Annotated in this window: 11 protein-coding genes; 7 read left to right on the plus strand and 4 right to left on the minus strand. The window is 70.0% G+C overall.

Annotated features, from left to right (window positions below):
• Positions 1 to 132 precede the first annotated feature (132 nt).
• Together ACWD3D_RS11015 and ACWD3D_RS11020 are read right to left on the minus strand one after the other, a co-directional pair.
• Positions 133 to 813 carry a potassium channel family protein gene (locus ACWD3D_RS11015; RefSeq protein WP_387363188.1) on the minus strand — a complete coding sequence of 227 codons (681 nt, stop codon included), beginning with the start codon at positions 811 to 813 and terminating at the stop codon, positions 133 to 135.
• Complete coding sequence (locus ACWD3D_RS11020) at positions 813 to 1481, minus strand: potassium channel family protein (RefSeq protein WP_451460594.1); 669 nt, start codon at positions 1479 to 1481, stop codon at positions 813 to 815. The genes ACWD3D_RS11015 and ACWD3D_RS11020 overlap by 1 nt, the downstream gene beginning before the upstream one ends.
• Positions 1482 to 1974: 493 nt before the next feature.
• Between ACWD3D_RS11020 and ACWD3D_RS11025 the strand changes: the two genes are divergently transcribed.
• From ACWD3D_RS11025 to ACWD3D_RS11040, 4 genes are all read left to right on the plus strand, one after another.
• A complete protein-coding gene (locus ACWD3D_RS11025) occupies positions 1975 to 4023 on the plus strand; it encodes an APC family permease (RefSeq protein ID WP_451460595.1) in 2049 nt (682 codons plus the stop codon).
• Between the two features lie 251 nt (positions 4024 to 4274).
• Positions 4275 to 5603: a class I SAM-dependent RNA methyltransferase gene (locus ACWD3D_RS11030; protein WP_451460596.1), complete on the plus strand. Its 1329-nt coding sequence runs from the start codon at positions 4275 to 4277 to the stop codon at positions 5601 to 5603.
• Positions 5604 to 6069: 466 nt separating this feature from the next.
• Positions 6070 to 8685, plus strand: a complete 2616-nt coding sequence (locus ACWD3D_RS11035; protein ID WP_451460597.1) for a GTPase — start codon at positions 6070 to 6072, stop codon at positions 8683 to 8685.
• A gap of 160 nt (positions 8686 to 8845) precedes the next feature.
• Positions 8846 to 10420, plus strand: a complete 1575-nt coding sequence (locus tag ACWD3D_RS11040) for a GTPase (RefSeq protein WP_451460611.1) — start codon at positions 8846 to 8848, stop codon at positions 10418 to 10420.
• A 44-nt stretch (positions 10421 to 10464) separates the two neighbouring features.
• Here ACWD3D_RS11040 and ACWD3D_RS11045 read toward each other — a convergent pair whose 3' ends face one another.
• Positions 10465 to 11457, minus strand: coding sequence for a LacI family DNA-binding transcriptional regulator (locus ACWD3D_RS11045; protein ID WP_451460598.1), 993 nt, complete (start codon positions 11455 to 11457; stop codon positions 10465 to 10467).
• A 338-nt stretch (positions 11458 to 11795) separates the two neighbouring features.
• Between ACWD3D_RS11045 and ACWD3D_RS11050 the strand changes: the two genes are divergently transcribed.
• The 3 genes from ACWD3D_RS11050 (at position 11796) to ACWD3D_RS11060 (ending at position 15699) form a co-directional block, all read left to right on the plus strand.
• Positions 11796 to 13517, plus strand: coding sequence for a discoidin domain-containing protein (locus ACWD3D_RS11050; protein WP_451460599.1), 1722 nt, complete (start codon positions 11796 to 11798; stop codon positions 13515 to 13517).
• A gap of 266 nt (positions 13518 to 13783) precedes the next feature.
• On the plus strand, positions 13784 to 15154 hold the full coding sequence (locus ACWD3D_RS11055; protein ID WP_451460600.1) for a DUF1996 domain-containing protein: 1371 nt from the start codon (positions 13784 to 13786) through the stop codon (positions 15152 to 15154).
• Complete coding sequence (locus ACWD3D_RS11060) at positions 15130 to 15699, plus strand: DUF305 domain-containing protein (RefSeq protein WP_451460601.1); 570 nt, start codon at positions 15130 to 15132, stop codon at positions 15697 to 15699. Before ACWD3D_RS11055 ends, ACWD3D_RS11060 begins: the two co-directional genes overlap by 25 nt.
• 102 nt (positions 15700 to 15801) lie before the next feature.
• Here ACWD3D_RS11060 and ACWD3D_RS11065 read toward each other — a convergent pair whose 3' ends face one another.
• On the minus strand, positions 15802 to 17067 hold the full coding sequence (locus ACWD3D_RS11065) for an MFS transporter (protein ID WP_451460602.1): 1266 nt from the start codon (positions 17065 to 17067) through the stop codon (positions 15802 to 15804).
• Positions 17068 to 17286: the final 219 nt, after the last annotated feature.

The following is a 17286-nucleotide window of genomic DNA, read 5'->3' on the forward strand; positions in this document are numbered from 1 at the left end:
TCGGCCCACGCGCTGACGGACGGATACCGCCTCGCCTTCACGGTCGGCGCGGGCCTGCTCGTCACCGCCTTCGCCGCCACCCTGTTCCTGGTCCCGGCCCTCTTCGCCGTCACGCTGCCGTGTCCGGCCGCCTCAGTCCTCGGCCGGCACGTCCCGTCGTACCGACAGGAGGTCCTCCAGCTGCTCCTCGCGGGCCTGCGCGGCCACGAACAGCAGCTCGTCACCGGCCTCCAGCGTCTCCTCGGGGCTCGGGGTCAGCACGCGCGTACCCCGGATGATGGTGACCAGAGAGGTGTCCTCGGGCCATTCCACCTCGCCCACCTGAGTACCGGCCACGGCCGACTCCGGGGGCAGGGTCAGCTCGACCAGGTTGGCGTCGCCGTGGCTGAAGCGCAGCAGCCGGACCAGGTCACCGACGCTCACCGCCTCTTCCACCAGTGCCGACATCAGACGCGGGGTGGAGACCGCGACGTCGACACCCCAGGACTCGTTGAAGAGCCACTCGTTCTTGGGGTTGTTGACGCGGGCCACGACCCTCGGCACCCCGTACTCGGTCTTCGCGAGCAGCGAGACGACCAGGTTGACCTTGTCGTCACCGGTCGCCGCGATCACGACGTTGCAGCGCTGGAGCGCCGCCTCGTCGAGCGAAGTGATCTCGCAGGCGTCCGCGAGGAGCCACTCGGCCATCGGGACCCGCTCCACCGAGATGGCGGTGGGGGCCTTGTCGACGAGCAGGACCTCGTGCCCGTTCTCCAGCAGCTCGGCCGCGATGGAACGGCCCACCGCGCCGGCGCCGGCAATCGCCACGCGCATCAGTGACCGCCTTCCTCGGGGCCCTCGGCGAAGGTCGCCTCGACCTTCGCGACCTCGTCCGTACGCATCATCACGTGGACCAGGTCACCCTCCTGCAGCACCGTCTGGGACGAGGGCAGGATCGCTTCGCCCAGTCGGGTGAGGAAAGCCACACGCACCCCGGTCTCCTCCTGGAGCGTGCTGATCTTGTGACCGATCCACGCGGGGGTGGTGTGCACCTCGGCGAGCTGCACACCTCCGCTCGGGTCACGCCACAGCGGCTCGGCGCCGGACGGCAGCAGCCGCCGCAGCATCTGGTCCGCCGTCCAGCGGACCGTGGCCACGGTGGGGATGCCGAGGCGCTGGTAGACCTCCGCGCGGCGGGGGTCGTAGATGCGGGCGGCGACGTTCTCGATGCTGAACATCTCGCGGGCCACCCGGGCGGCGATGATGTTCGAGTTGTCGCCGCTGCTGACGGCGGCGAAGGCACCGGCTTCCTCGATACCCGCCTCGCGGAGGGTGTCCTGGTCGAAGCCGACCCCGGTGACACGACGGCCACCGAACCCGGAACCGAGGCGTCGGAACGCCGTGGGGTCCTGATCGATCACGGCGACCGTGTGCCCCTGCTGTTCCAAGGTCTGCGCGAGAGCTGCTCCCACTCGCCCGCAGCCCATGATGACGATATGCACCCTGTGCCTACCTCGCAGTCCTGGTCGTCCGGCTGACCTGCGAAAACACTGTGCTCACAACTCTCTCTCGGCTTTCCGGGCAAAGAAACGGGGCAACCACGTCCGTCGTTGCCCGGGGATGAGCTTAAGCGGCATCCCCGTGCCCGCCTCACCCGAGTGTGCGTTCGGCCGGGCGCCTCGGCAAAGGCGGAGCGCGCACCGGTGCAAGACGAGCGAAAGCAGCGGTAAAGGCGGAGTAAAGAGAGGGAGGAGCGGGAGGGGGCGGGGCGGGACGCGGAGCTCCACTCGGGCCCGCGAGGCCCGCGAGAGCCCCGGCGTGGACACCCGCGGGTGACCCCGGGTGCCGGAGGAGCAGCGCAGTGTCACATCCGTTCCGCCCGGTGCAAGGATTCCGTTAAGGTTTGCGACGCCTTTTCCGCTGATCGCAGGAGATTGGGGTGGAACGGGGTAGCGGAGGACACCGGGCACCCTGGCAACGCTTACGATCCTCTGCGTGTCCAAACTGACCGACGTGCCCAAGCGGATCTTGATCGGACGGGCCCTGCGCAGCGACAAGCTGGGAGAAACCCTTCTCCCCAAGCGCATCGCCCTCCCCGTCTTCGCATCCGACCCGCTGTCCTCGGTGGCGTACGCCCCGGGAGAAGTTCTCCTGGTGCTCTCCATCGCGGGCGTGTCGGCGTACCACTTCAGCCCCTGGATCGCGGTCGCCGTCGTGGTCCTGATGTTCACGGTCGTCGCCTCGTACCGGCAGAACGTCCACGCCTACCCGAGCGGCGGCGGCGACTACGAGGTCGCCACCACCAACCTCGGCCCCAAGGCCGGACTCACCGTCGCCAGTGCGCTGCTCGTCGACTACGTCCTCACCGTCGCCGTGTCGATCTCCTCCGGCGTGGAGAACCTCGGTTCCGCGATCCCCTTCGTCATCGAGCACAAGACGCTCGCCGCCATCGCGGCGATCGTGTTGCTGACCCTGATGAACCTGCGCGGAGTGAAGGAGTCGGGGAAGCTCTTCGCCATCCCGACCTACCTCTTCGTCGTGGGCGTCTTCATCATGATCGTCTGGGGTGCCTTCCGCGGGCTGATCCTCGGTGACGACATGCACGCGCCGACCGCGGACTTCACGATCAAGCCGGAGCATGGGGGGCTGGCCGGTTTCGCCCTGGTCTTCCTGCTGCTGCGCGCCTTCTCCTCCGGATGTGCCGCGCTCACCGGTGTCGAGGCGATCAGCAACGGCGTACCCGCCTTCCGCAAGCCGAAGAGCAAGAACGCCGCGAACACCCTCGCGATGATGGGCCTGCTGGCCGTCACCATGTTCTGCGGGATCATCGCGCTGGCCATGGTCACCGACGTGAAGATGGCCGAGAACCCGGCGAAGGACCTGTTCCACAACGGTGCCTCGGTCGGTTCCGGCTTCACCCAGGACCCGGTGATCTCCCAGGTCGCCGCCGCGGTCTTCGGGGACGGTTCGTTCCTCTTCGTCCTGCTCGCCGCGGCCACCGCCCTGGTGCTCTTCCTCGCGGCCAACACCGCGTACAACGGCTTCCCGCTGCTCGGCTCGATCCTCGCCCAGGACCGCTACCTGCCGCGTCAGCTGCACACCCGCGGCGACCGCCTCGCCTTCTCCAACGGCATCGTGCTGCTGGCCGGCGCGGCCATCCTGCTGGTCTGGGTCTACGGAGCGGACTCCACCCGCCTGATCCAGCTCTACATCGTCGGCGTCTTCGTCTCGTTCACCCTGAGCCAGACCGGCATGGTCCGGCACTGGAACCGACACCTGCGCACCGAGACGGACCCGGCCAAGCGCCGCCACATGGTCCGCTCGCGCGCCATCAACACCTTCGGCGCGTTCTTCACCGGCCTGGTGCTGGTCGTCGTCCTCGCCACCAAGTTCACCCACGGCGCCTGGGTCGCGCTGCTCGGCATGGTGATCTTCTACGGCACGATGACCGCGATCCGTAAGCACTACGACCGCGTCGCCCGCGAGATCGCCGCCGACGAGACCCCCTCCGACGAGACCGTCCGGCCCTCGCGGGTCCACGCCATCGTCCTCGTCTCCAAGCTCCACCGCCCCACCCTGCGCGCCCTCGCCTACGCCAAGCTGATCCGCACGGACCACCTGGAGGCGCTCTCCATCAGCGTGGACCCGCAGGAGACCAAGGCACTGCGTGAGGACTGGGAGCGGCGCGGCATCAACGTCCCGCTCAAGATCCTCGACTCCCCGTACCGCGAGGTGACCCGCCCGGTCATCGAGTACGTCAAGGGGCTGCGCCGGGAGAGCCCGCGCGACGTGGTGAGCGTGTACATCCCCGAGTACGTCGTCGGGCACTGGTACGAGCACCTGCTGCACAACCAGAGCGCGCTCCGGTTGAAGGGGCGACTGCTCTTCACCCCGGGGGTCATGGTCACCTCGGTGCCGTACCAGCTGGAGTCCTCCGAGGTCGCGAAGAAGCGGGCCCGCAGGCGCGCGGAGTGGAACGCCCCGGGCTCCGTCCGGCGCGGACCGGTCGAGCGCCGGCCCAAGGAGCAGGCGAAGAAGCCCTGATTGGGGGAGGAGCGGTCCGGGCGCGGTTCCGGGCGCGGTTCCGGGGCCGCCGCTCTCTCGGCCTGGTCGCTCCGTGGCGTGGTGAACGGCCGGACGACTCCCACGTAGACTGGTGGGCTGTTGTCCGGCCTCGTGCGTCGGACCGCCGCCGTCCGGCAGGCATCGCGGGATTTCCGTCCCGTCCACCGGCGCCCCGACCGTGATGTGTTCGCCTTCCTGTTCGCTTTCCCCGATCTCTGGAGCCTCCCCTCATGCAGAACGAATCCACGTCGTCGCTGGTCGGGGAGGAGTACGAGGTCGAGGTCGGGCCCGTCGCGCACGGAGGCCACTGCATCGCCCGTACGGCCGAGGGCCGGGTGCTCTTCGTACGCCACACGCTCCCCGGCGAGAAGATCGTCGCCCGCGTCACGGACGGCGACACCGACTCCCGCTTCCTGCGCGCCGACGCCGTCACCGTCATCGAGCCCTCGAAGGACCGCGTTCCGGCCCCGTGCCCGTACGCCGGTCCCGGCATGTGCGGCGGCTGCGACTGGCAGCACGCCAAGCCGGGCGCCCAGCGCCGGCTGAAGGGCGAGGTCATCGCCGAGCAGCTCCAGCGCCTCGCGGGCCTCACCCCGGAAGAGGCCGGCTGGGACGGCACCGTCATGCCCGCCGAGGGCGACAAGCTCCCCGCCGGCGAGGTGCCCGCCTGGCGCACGCGCGTCCAGTACGCCATCGACGACGAGGGCCGCGCCGGACTGCGCAAGCACCGCTCCCACGACGTCCAGCCGATCGACCACTGCATGATCGCCGCCCCCGGCGTCACCGAGCTGGGCGTCGAGAAGCGCACCTGGCCCACGCTGGCCGGCGTCGAGGCGATCTCCGCCACCGGCTCCCACGACCGCCAGGTCGTCCTCACCCCGAAGCCCGGCGGCCGGCTGCCCCTGGTCGAGCTCGACAAGCCGGTCTCCGTCCTGCGCGTCGAGGAACACGACGGCGGAGTGCACCGCGTCCACGGCCGCGCCTTCGTCCGCGAGGTCGCCGACGACCGCACCTACCGCGTCGGCTCCGGCGGCTTCTGGCAGGTCCACCCGCAGGCCGCCACCACCCTGGTCCGCGCCGTCATGCAGGGCCTGCTGCCCCGCAAGAACGACACCGCCCTCGATCTCTACTGCGGCGTCGGCCTCTTCGCCGGTGCCATCGGCCAGCGCATCGGCGAGAAGGGCGCGGTCCTCGGCATCGAGTCCGGCAAGCGCGCCGTCGAGGACGCCCGCCACAACCTGAAGGACCTCGACCGGGTCCGCATCGAGCACGGCAAGGTCGACCAGATCCTGCCCCGCACCGGCATCACCGAGTGCGACCTCATCGTCCTCGACCCGCCCCGCGCCGGCGCCGGCAAGCAGGTCGTCAAGCACCTCTCGGGCCTGGGCGCCCGCAAGATCGCGTACGTCGCGTGCGACCCGGCGGCGCTCGCGCGGGACCTCGCGTACTTCCGGGAGGGCGGGTACAAGGTGCGCACGCTGCGGGCGTTCGACCTGTTCCCGATGACGCACCATGTGGAGTGCGTCGCGATCCTGGAGCCCATCGCAAAGGCTGCCTGACCTGCGGGTTCGGTTGGTGTGCGTCTTGTGCGGTCCGGGCGTGGCGGGCGATCTCCCGGCGCTGGAACGACGCTCGTGACGCTCCCGAGTTCAGGTACCACCGCCCTCACGAGGAGTAGTGATGCAAGACCGGGTGGGGAACAGCACAACGAGCCTCCGAGCCGAGATACTTTCGTTCCTGCTCGAACCGCTGGGGGTGGACGCCCTGGCCGGGCCGGCCGCTCTCCAGCGCTTCGCCGAGGACGTGGGCGCGGTCGCTCAGGCGTGCGGGCTCGTCGGCCTGCCGCCGTCCGGGAGCACCCTTCCGTGGGTTTCCGACGCGGTGGCGGCCTGCGTCGAGCAACACGAACTGGTCAGTCCGACAACGGCGGGAGGCGGCCGGACTCCGGTGCGGGACGGAGGAGGGGCCCTCCGGGAACTGAAGCGGCTCGAAGGGCTGCGGACCCACCTCGGTGCGCTGGAAGACGTGCCGGTGGAGGCGCTTCGGGCGGACGCCGCGGCGGTGGCGGACGCGGAACGACTGTTACCCGGACTCCTTGAACCGTGCCGCCGCGCGGACCAGGAATGGCCCGGGGAGATCTTGCGCTCGATCCGTGAGATCGACATGGAGCGTGTGCTGGCCGACCTGGGACGTCGATCGGGGGGACGGAAGGCGGCGGAGGCGCGCGAGCTCGTGCTCGAGCGCAGTGTCGCGGCGGCCCGGGATCTGCGGAACCGGGAGCTGGTGCCCCTGCTGGAGAAGGTGGGGGACTTCGTCGCCGCGGAGGAGTCGTACGAGGCCGTCCTGTCCGAGCGGCCGCAGTGGTGGCGTTGGCTCGCACCGGACACGCGGTCCGGGCTCAGATCGGATCGACGTGACGCTCTGCTCTGGGCGATAGAGGCCCGTGACACCGGTCTCGTTTCCGGAAGCACGGTGGACATGCTCGGGGACCACGGCGTGCGGGCGGTGATCGAGCACGGCCTCACGGCGGCGCCCGGGAACGGGGCCGTGGTCACGGCCCCGCCCGCCACGAGCTCGGCTGCGCGGATCACGGCAGGGCTGCTGGGGGTCGCCTCCCGGACCGACATCAACGAGCTGCGGGCGTTCGAGTCCTGGTACACGAGAAACGTCGCGTCGTTCGATCGCGTGGCGGCGGCCATGGACTTGAGGCGAACCGAACCGGATCTCGGCGAGGCTCTGGAGGCTCTGGTCGGCGAGCTCGCGCCGGGGGCGGTGGACACGAGCCGATCAGCCTACCGGGACATCCAGACCGGTCTCCGGGAGGCGGCCGCGGCTCATCTTTCGCGAACGTCGTACTCCGCGCACGCGATCGAGAGCCGGGATCTCGTCGACGTCATCAGCCGCATCGGGGCGCTCGAGCGCGAACTGCGGGAGGCCGTACGAGTCATGCCCGCGGCGAAAGGCAGGCTGCGTGTGGCCATCGCCGGAAGAACCAAGTCCGGGAAGACCACGCTCCGCAAAGCGCTGACCCGGGACGCGGACCGGACCGGCATCGGGCGAGGGGCGCACCGCACCACGCGGGAATCCGCCGCGTTCCACGTCGGCTCCGTGACGTATCTCGACACGCCCGGCTTCGCCGCGAAGGACGACGACCTCGACGCCACGCGCGCTCGGGCCGCGTGCGACAGCGCCGACGCGGTGATATGGAACTACGCCGACACGCTGCGCGAGGAGGAGGCGGTCGAGTTGCAGCGGCTCCTGCGCGCGGGGAAACCCCTGCTCGCTGTCGTCAATGTGAAGGGGCGGGTCGACGAACCGCACCGCCTTCAGCGGTTCGTCGAGAATCCGGAAAGAGAGTTCGCGTCGGCGGCGGGTCACACCGTCCGGATCGAGCAGGTCTCCAGAGCGGTCGACGCCGCACCGCCCGTTGTCCTCCCGGTCCACTCCGGCGCGGCGCACGAAGCGTTGTCCACGAGGGATCGCGCACTGGGCGACGAGGCCCTTCGGGCGAGCAGGCTGCCCGAGCTGGAGCAGTCCCTCACCCGGCTCCTGGCCGAGCGCGCGATTCCGCTTCGTGCGGTCCGGCTGGCAGAAGGTGTACGTGCGCCGGTCGCCGCCTTCCATGACCGGCTGGTCGAGGAACTCCCCGGGATCGATCTCGCGCTCGGCGAACTCGAACGCTCTGCGTCGAGTGACCGGGCCGCGTTGTTCGAGGCTTTCAGGAGAGCGGACCAGGACACGCGCGACCGACTCGAAGCCGAGCGTCACCGCGCCAAGGAGCGGTTGCCGGGTGTGGTGCGGGACTTGGGCGGCGTGGATGACGCGCAGCGGTGGAGCGATTTCGTCACCGGTCTGGAGTTGGAGGGACTTCTCTTCGGTCTGGAGGAAGAGTTCGAGCGGGAGGCGCGGAAACGGGGGATGCTTCTGCGCCTACAAGCGGGCGCGCAAGAGCATCAGGACGACGCGCAGCCGCGTGTACGACGGCGTCCGGACCTGAAGGAGAAGGCCGTGAGCCTGGGCACAGCGGCGGCCAAGGGTATGGCGACAACTCTTCTGAGCTCCGTCGCCGTCAAGGGGATCCCCAAGAAGCTCGCGGTCCCTCCTCCCGCGGTGACAGCGGTGTACGCGATGGAGATCCTGGCCGGAGCCCTGAAAACGGTGAGCGGCGAGCTTGATCGCGCGCGGCGGGCGAAGGACAGGTGGACCAGTGCGACCACGACCCAGGCCGAGTCATGCCTCGATGAACTGTTCGACGGGTTCGCGCTGTGGGTCGCTCGGATCACCGACGGCGCGACGGCTCACGTCGATGCCCAGTCCCAAGCCCGGTCCGCGGACATCAGCCGCACGCGGGAGCGGTTCGAGCGGCTCTGCCGTCTGCGGCCGGTCGTGCGGTCCGCTCTCGACGCGATCGACCTCGTCCTGGCGCGCCGTCTCCTGACTCTCGCGGGCGGGGACCCGGCAGCGATCCGTCTGGCACGCCGGATACCGGGAGTCGAACTTCGTGTCTGGACCGACGCGCCCCGCGTCGCCGACGTACGGGCTTTTCTGCAGGAACAGTTCGTGGATGTTCTCCCCGAACGGATAGAGATCCGCACGGACTCCGGTAGCCTCGGCACCCGCGAAGGGAACACGGATGACTGACGGCAACTCCGTTGACGCGCCCGGGAACGACGGGGATCCGCATGCCCCCGTACGCGCGCTGGTCGCACGGGCCGAGGAAGTTCTGAACGCTCACCCTCGAACGCGCGACCTGACCGCGAGCCTGCCTCGTGCGGACACGAGCCCGCTGCGCATCGCGCTCATGGGCCCGTACAGCGCGGGGAAGTCCATGCTTGTCGCGGCGTTGCTCCGGCTCCCTTCGGCCGCTGTCGGCGAACTCGTCGACGCGGCGCCCAAGACGCACGAGCCGACGCCCTACGAGTGGAACGGGGTGATCCTCGTCGACCTGCCCGGGACCCTGTCGGGCATGGACGGGCACTCCGATGCGGCACGACGTGGCGTGCGCGGTGCGGACGCGCTGATGATCGTGACGACGAGCGAACTGCCGGGTGAAGCGGAGACCGAGGCGATTCTGCGGACGCTCGGCGCCGACGGGTTCGCCGACCGGAGTGTGGTCGTCGTCAACAAGATGAACGCCGAGAACAGTGATCGCGACGTCATCCTCGACGAGATTCGTGGGCGCCTCGGGCCCTTCGCCGACAGTGTTCCGATCATCCCGACCGACGCACGCGACTACGTCGACGCGGTCAATGATCCCGCTCTCCCGACCGCTCAGCGTGAGTCGCTTCTGGCGGAGAGCGGTATCGACTCCCTGAAGGCCGAGTTGCGGAGAATCGTCGCGCCAGGTGTCCGTGGTGTCCGGCCCAGGGCACAAGCCTTCGAACTCCTACGGGTATTGGAGGACGCCGAGCGGCAGTGGGTGCTGAAAGGCGAGGAACTCCGTGCCGCGGAGACCGCGAGGAAGGGCGAGGAGTCGATCGCGCGGGCCAGGGAGCGTGCACTGAGCGGCCTGGAAAGGGCGTGCGAAGTCGTCGCCTCCAGGATCACGAAGGCCGGTGACAAGGCCGCTCGCGGTGTCTCGGAGAAGGACGGTGCCGTCCCCGGCCACGTCGCTCGTGCCGTGCAGGACGAACTGGAGTGTGCGATCGCCGAGTTCGACGCGAGATTCGACACGCTGGTGAGGGCGGCGTTCGACGCGCTGGTCGACGAGCACGGGGCCGGTGTTGCCGAGCCTGAATCCTGGGTGAACGACCTCGAAGCACCCGACCCGGCGATCGACGCGTCCCCGGACGACACGTCACCGCTGACGCGTGGGGTCAAGAAAGTGGCGAAGAGGGCCGCGAAGGAGAGCGTGGCGAAGGCCCATCACGTGCTCGGGAAGATCGCGGAGGGTGGCAACGGGCCGGGAAGCGCCGCCTCCGCCGTCGTGGAGAAGCTCAGCAGGAATCGGGTGGGCCAGAAGGTCCTCGACGTCGGCGGGAGGGTCTCCAACGGCGCGGGGAAGTTCAAACCGTGGGGTAAGACCAAGGCAGCCGGCAAGGTGGTTGGCGCGGCCGGCAAGGTGCAGTGGGCGCTGGCGGTCATGGGACCGCTGAAGGACCTGGCCGGCGTTGCGCAGGAGCAGGGCAAGTGGATGGCGGTCAGCAAGCGGCGGAAGCAGATCAGGCAGCACTTCGACGAGGAAGCACGCGAACAGCGGACCTCTCTCACCGCCGCCGGCGAGCGGTATCTGAGCGAGTGGACCGCCGAGGTGGAACGGTCGCTCGACGGCCTCATGGAGCCGGGCTCGAGAATCAAAGCCGAGCGCGAAGCGGCCCTGACAGCGATCAAGGACCTCCGCGACGAGGCCGAGAAGCTCGTCGGACCGACCCGCTGACCTGACGGTCCGACGCTTCACCGGGAGGGAGTGCGCCCGGGACGTCAGGTCGAATCGCGCACCACGAGTTCGTTCGGCATGATCACCGGCGTTGTGGGGCCGCCGTCGATCAGGCCGAGGAGCAGGTGGACGGCGGCGGTGGCCTGGTCGGCCATCGGGCTGCGTACCGAGGTCAGAGCGGGGCTGGTGTAGGCCGCGGCTTCGATGTCGTCGAAGCCGATGACCGCCACGTCGTCGGGGACGCGTCGGCCCGCTCGGTGGAGGGTGCGCAGGGCTCCGATCGCCATCAGGTCGTTGGCCGCGAACACCGCGTCGAGGTCGGGGTCGTCCTCCAGGAGTTGCCGCATGGCTTCGGCGCCGGAGGTTCTGGTGAAGTCGCCCAGTGCCACGATGGAGCGCCTGCCGGTGTCACGCAGGGTCCGGCGGTAGCCGTCGAGGCGTTCGCGCGCTTCGTACAGTTCGAGCGGCCCGGTGATGGTGGCGATCCGGCGCCGGCCGCGTTCCAGGAGGTGACGTACGGCCAGTGCCGCTCCGCCGGTGTTGTCCAGCGCCACGTAGGGAACGTCCTGGGCGGAGGTGCGGTTGAAGGACACGACCGGCAGGCCCTGCCGCGCCAGTGCGGCCGGCAGCGGGTCCGTACCGTGCAGGGCGACCAGGAGTACGCCGTCCACGTGCCCGCCCGCGATGTACCGCACCACGCGGGTCCGGCTCTGGTCCGACTCCGCGAGCATGAGCACGAGCCGTTTGCCCGCCTTCTCGAGCTCTCTGCTGGCGGCCCGCACCACGGCGGAGAAGAGGGGGTCGTCGGAGACGACTCCCTGAGGCGGGTCGGAGACCACGACGGCGACGGTGTCCGTGCGGCGGGTGACGAGGTTGCGGGCCGCCCCGTTGGGCACGTAGCCCAGTTCGTGGACGGCGCGCATGACGACGTCCCGGATCTGCGGGGCGACGGTCGTCTCGCCGTTGATGACCCGGGAGACGCTCGATTTGGAGACGCCCGCCCGGGCGGCGACCACTTCGAGAGTGGGGCGTCTCATGCGGGTCCGTCCCCTGTGCCGCCGCCCGGGGCCCTGCGCGGGGCGGGTTTTCTCATCGGGCGACCTCCGGCTCTGCGTCATGGCGATGTGTGCAGCGTATCCGCAGACCGGAGTGGCCAGGGCGGGGTACAGGCGCGTTCCACCGGCCGCCGTCTCCTTGTACGACGGTGTGGGGAAAGGTTTCTGAGGGACCGTTCCCTCGGTTTCTCCCAGGCGTGGAGGGGCTGTTTTTTCGAGGTGAGAGATGTATTGACAGCTTTGACATGTCCATACATTCTCCCTTCCAGGGAGCGCTCCCTGAAGCCCTCCTCTCCCTCGCCCCCACTTGAGGAGTCGCCTTGCAGACCCTGCTCCGTCGCTTCGCCTTACTTCTGGCCCTCGTGGCCTCGACTCTCGCGCTCACCGCTCTCCCCGCGCCCTCCGCCCAGGCGGCGGAGGTCCTGCTCTCGCAGGGGAAGCCCACCACCGCTTCCAGCACCGAGGGCCCCTTCGGCGCTCAGAGCGCTGTCGACGGTGACCCCGGGACGCGCTGGTCCAGCGCCTTCGCGGACCCGCAGTGGATCCAGGTCGACCTCGGGGCCAGTGCCGGAATCAGCCGGGTCGTCCTCAACTGGGAGGCCGCCTACGGCAAGGCGTTCAGGATCGAGGTCTCCAGCGACGCGGTGAGCTGGACCGTCGCCCACCAGACGACCACGGGCACCGGCGGCATCCAGGACCTGACCGTCTCCGGCACCGGCCGCTATGTGCGCATGTACGGGACACAGCGCGCCACGCAGTACGGCTTCTCCCTGTGGGAGTTCCAGGTCTACGGCACCGCCGGCGCCGGCAACCCCGGCGACGCCGGCCGGCTCCTCTCCTACGGCAGGCCCGGCGCCGCTTCTTCCTCGCAGGGCGACTCGAACTGCTGGGAGTGCACTCCGGCCAGGGCTTTCGACCGGGACCTGGCCTCCCGCTGGGCCACGAGCCCCACCACCGGATGGACCGATCCCGGCTGGATCTCCGTCGACCTCGGCGCGACGGCACAGATCGACAAGGTGGTCCTGCAATGGGATCCCGCCTACGCCAAGTCCTTCCAGATCCAGGTCTCGTCGAACGGAGCCGACTGGACGTCGATCTACTCGACGACGTCCGGCACGGGCTTCAAGCAGACGCTCGCCGTGTCGGGCACCGGCCGCTATGTGCGGATGTACGGGACGCAGCGCGCCACCCCCTACGGCTACTCGCTGTGGGAGTTCCAGGTGTACGGCACGGGCGGCGCTCCGATACAGGCTCCGCCGCTGCCGAACGACCCCGCGAACCCGCCGCACCTCGTGTGGAGCGACGAGTTCGACGGCGCGGCGGGCGGCAAGCCCGACTCGTCGAAGTGGAGGGCCGATCCGGGCGTCGGGCCCAACAACGAGCTGGAGTACTACACCGATCACCGCAACGCCGCACTGGACGGAGCGGGGCACCTGGTGATGGAAGCGCGCAAGGAGACCACCGCCGGGTCGTCGTGCCCGCCCGACCCGCTGAGCGGCAGCACCACCTGCCAGTACACCTCGGCGCGGATGAACACCGGCGCGACCTTCCAGTTCACCTACGGGCGCGTCGAGGCGCGCCTCAAGGTTCCCAAGGGCAACGGTCTGTGGCCCGCGTTCTGGATGATGGGCGCCGACTTCCTGACGGGCCGCCCGTGGCCGTACAACGGCGAGGTCGACATCATGGAAATCCTCGGCAAGGACGTGAAGACGGCGTACTCGACCGTCCACGCGCCCGCGTACAACGGCGGAGGCGGAATCGGCTCCCCCTACACACTGCCCGGGAACGCCGACTTCTCCGACGACTACCACACCTGGGCCGCCGACTGGAACAGCCGGGGCATCACCTTCAGCCTCGACGGCCGGACCGTCTTCACTCTCGACAAGGACCAGGTGGAGCAGACCCGCGGGCCGTGGATCTTCGACCACCCGCACTACATGATCCTCAACCTGGCGGTCGGCGGCGACTGGCCGGGCCCGACGGACGCGGGCACACCGTTCCCCGCCAAGATGCTCGTCGACTACGTGCGGGTCTACCAGTAGTACCGGTGCTTCGGCACCGCACTCCCGTGTTCACGAGGTTCCCGGGCCGCACTCCCGTTCCCCGGGCCGCACTCCCGTTCCCCGGGGCGGCCCGGGCACCTCGATCACGCCGGAACCCAGGCCGCGGTCCGGCTCCCGTTCTCCCTGTCGCCGTGCTCGGCGAGAAGCCGTACGCCGGTCGGAAGCGGTGCTCCGGCAAGAGGCCGTGCCCGGCAACAAGCAGGTTCACATCCCGGTCTTCACCCCCCAGTCCGTGAGGAAGTGACATGCGCAGATTCCCCGTCCCCCCGCACACCCTGTTGGCGAGCGCTCTGGCGGTCGTACTGGCCGCCGCACTGAGCCTGACCGTCTCGGCCCCTCAGGCACAGGCCGTGACGGTCACGATCCAGGCCGAGTCCTACGCGGCCCAATCGGGCGTCACCCTGGAGGCGACCGCGGACACCGGCGGTGGGCAGAACGCCGCATACCTCGCCGACGGCGACTGGATGCGCTTCGACAACGTCGACCTCGGCGGAGCCGGCCGGCTGACGGTTTCGGCCCGCGCCGCTTCCGCCGTCGGTTCCGGCACGATCGAGCTGCGTACCGCGGCACTGAACGGACCGCTGCTCGCCGTCATACCGGTCTCTCCGACCGGCGGTTGGCAGAACTGGTCGACCCTGACCACCGAGGTCGCCACCCATCCCACCGGCGCGCAGACGGTGTTCGCCGTGCTGCGCGGCACGACAGCCGGCGATTTCGTCAACCTCAACTGGTTCTCCTTCGCGGGCGAGGGAGACGGTGCGGCGGCTGGATGGGTTCCCGTCGACCAGGCCAAATGGAGCGCGCAGCTGGCGCAGTTCCGCGCGATGACACCGGCCGCGGTGCCCGCGACCACGGTCCGGGTTCCGGAGTTCAACGCCACCTGCACCTACAGTCACTCCAAGCCGGACGACCCCATCGTTCTGCCGGGACTGCCCGGCGCGTCCCACATGCACAGCTTCTTCGGCAACAAGAGCACCGACGCGTTCTCCACCCCCGAGACTCTGCAAGCCAACACGCCGACCAGTTGCACCCCTGCCGTCGACCTCTCCGCGTACTGGATCCCCACCCTCTACCAGGGCGACACGGCCGTCGAACCGGAAGGCATGATCGTCTACTACGGTTCCCGGCTCACCGACCCGGCGGCGACCGTTCCCTTCCCGCAGGGATTCCGCATGATCGCGGGCAGCGCCAAGACGCAGACACCCACCCCGGCGGGATCGCCCGGCCAGTTCTGGTGCGCCGGTCCGGGCGGTGAGACCGGACGCAGCGCCGACGGCAACTGGCCGGTGTGCGCCCCCACGGCCCACCTCACCCACCAACTGGTCTTCCCCGACTGCTGGGACGGCAAGAACCTCGACAGCCCCGACCACAAGTCGCACGTGGCGTTCACGTACGACGGCAAATGCAGCGGCGCCTACCCCGTCGCCATCCCCAACCTCTCCTTCGTCACCAGTTACCCGACCAGCGGCGGCGCCGGCGGCTTCCGGCTGGCTTCGGGCATGGCATCGTCCATCCACGGCGACTTCTTCAACGCCTGGGACAACGCCGCCCTCGGCCACCGCGTGAAGGACTGCATCAACCAGAAGGCCAAGTGCAACTCCGCCGGCACGTTCTGACCCTGTGGTCGGCATGGGTCGTGGCCTTGGCGCTTCCTGCTGTCGGCTGCACCGCGCAGCCGACAGCGGGGGCGTCGGCACCGGCCTTCAACGCCACCGACAGCGCGTGGATTCTCCTCATGATCCCCATGGCCGAGCGTGCGCGGCTCCTGACCGAACTGGCGCCCTCCCGCACGGCGGACCCGGCCCTGGCCGCCTTGGCGGCGGACACCGGATCGGCACTGCGCGCGGACCTGGGCCGCCTGCGTGCGGTGCTGCGGCTCTCGGGCGTCCCCGACACCCATCCCCACGAGGGGCACGACATGCCGGGCATGGTCAGCCTCGACACCCTCCAGAAGGCGGCCGACGCGCACGGCCGGTCGTTCGACCGGATTCTCACCGAGGCGCTGCGCTCCCACCTCACGCAGACCGGGACGCTCTGTGCCGGTGAGCGGGACCGCGGCCGGGCGGACCAGGCGAAGGACCTGGCCGCGGCCATCGCGAGGAGCACGGACGTACGGGCCTCCCGGCTGGAGGCGCTGCGCGTGGCACGGCCGCGGGCATGACGGCACCGGCCGTCGGCCCGGCCGTTTCCCTCCCCTGCCCGCTGGGAGAAGTGTCCTGGCGGGCAGGCGGCGGCTGGGGGTGTGCCCCCCACTGGACGGACCTCACCGGCCTGCCCCCGGAGCCGGGGAGCGGCGCCGAACCGCCTCGGCATCGGCGGCCCGCACCGGCTCCGGTGCGGCGAGTGCGCCCAGGCGCCGGGCGCAGGAGCGCTGCTGTACCACCGACAGGCCGGCGATCACCGTGCCCAGCGCCAGCCAGCCCACCGGTCCCGCGACCATCACCAAGCCGGTCAGCAGCGGCGGGCCCGCGGACTTCTGGATGGACTGCGCCATCCCGGCCACACCCAGATACCCGGGCCGCTCGTCGGGCGGTGCCAGGAGGACGGCCAGTTCCCAGGAACTCACCGATCGCATCAGTTCCGCCATCGTGACCAGGACCGCCGCCGCGAGCAGCACCGCCGCGGCCGTCCAGGTTCCCCGTCCGGTCGCACCGGCCAGAAGCGCGCAGCAGGCGAACATCAGGACCCCGTACAGAAGCACCGTCCGGACCGTCCGGTGCGGGCCCTCGGCCCTTTTGGACACGGTCAGTTGCAGTGCCACGACCAGCACGGTGTTGATGACCAGGAACGCCGGTACGAGGGCGTGCGGCGCTGAGGTCCGGTTGACCAGCCAGAGCGGCAGGCCGACGCCCAGGACCGAGTCGTCGAGGTTCATGGCTGTGTCGAGCATCGCGAAGCGGAGGTAACCCCAGTCCCGCCAAGGGCCTTTGGGTCGGACGGGCTTTACCGCGGCGGAGGGTGCCGCCTCGCCCGCCCGCGCCACCTCGGTCGTCCGGCCGCCCGGCTCTTCCGTGCGCCGCACGAGTGCGGCGGCGACGAGGAAGGACAGGGCGTTGCCGAGGATCAGGGCGCGGTAGGCGTCCGTGGTGCCGATGGCCAGTCCGACGGCGGCGAGCCCGGCGCCGATGCCGTACCCCGCGTTTGCCGCGCTCCGGGACAACGCCTGGTAGGCCGCGCGGCGTTCGCCCGCGGCCCGGGTGGCGAACAGCATCTCCAGGGTCTTCGCCGCCCTGTCGCTCAGGCAGGTGACCGCGACGACGGGGAGCAGTGCCTCGAAGCCCGTGCACAGCAGTACCAGGGTGAGGGTCGCCAGCCGGACCAGATGGCATCCGATCAGCAGTGGCCGCACCGGGAAGCGGCCGGCCAGCTGTCCGGCCAGCGGCGAACCGGCGATGCCCGCCGCCCCGGCCGCGCCCAGGAGCACCCCGATCTGCTGGGCGCTCAGATGTGTGACGAAGGTGAGGTAGAGGACCGAGGACGCGGCCCACAGCCCCGACCCGGTGCGGTCGACGGCGAGTGCGAGCAGCATGAGGCGGGCGTTCCGGCCGCCCGGTGGATTGCGCAGTTGTGCCAGTAGTCCCGGACCGCGCTCGGCCGCTTTCGTACCCCCGGTGCTCCGCACCGCTCACCCCCGACTGTCCGATACCAAGAAACCCGTGAACCGGGGGAAGTTTGCCGGGGCTTATTCTTGATGTCAAGAAACTTGATGGCGAGATACTCGCGGAGGCCCCGCTCCTCGTCCCGGCCG

Source organism: Streptomyces sp. NPDC002690 (genome assembly GCF_053592415.1).

Excerpts from the sequence above, each read along its gene's own strand:
- ACWD3D_RS11030 (WP_451460596.1), top strand. The coding sequence starts at position 4,275 with ATGCAGAACGAATCCACGTCGTCGCTGGTCGGGGAGGAGTACGAGGTC.
- ACWD3D_RS11065 (WP_451460602.1), bottom strand. The coding sequence starts at position 17,067 with ATGCTGCTCGCACTCGCCGTCGACCGCACCGGGTCGGGGCTGTGGGCC.
- ACWD3D_RS11040 (WP_451460611.1), top strand. The coding sequence starts at position 8,846 with ATGGGCCCGTACAGCGCGGGGAAGTCCATGCTTGTCGCGGCGTTGCTC.
- ACWD3D_RS11055 (WP_451460600.1), top strand. The coding sequence starts at position 13,784 with ATGCGCAGATTCCCCGTCCCCCCGCACACCCTGTTGGCGAGCGCTCTG.
- ACWD3D_RS11015 (WP_387363188.1), bottom strand. The coding sequence starts at position 813 with ATGCGCGTGGCGATTGCCGGCGCCGGCGCGGTGGGCCGTTCCATCGCG.
- ACWD3D_RS11045 (WP_451460598.1), bottom strand. The coding sequence starts at position 11,457 with ATGAGACGCCCCACTCTCGAAGTGGTCGCCGCCCGGGCGGGCGTCTCC.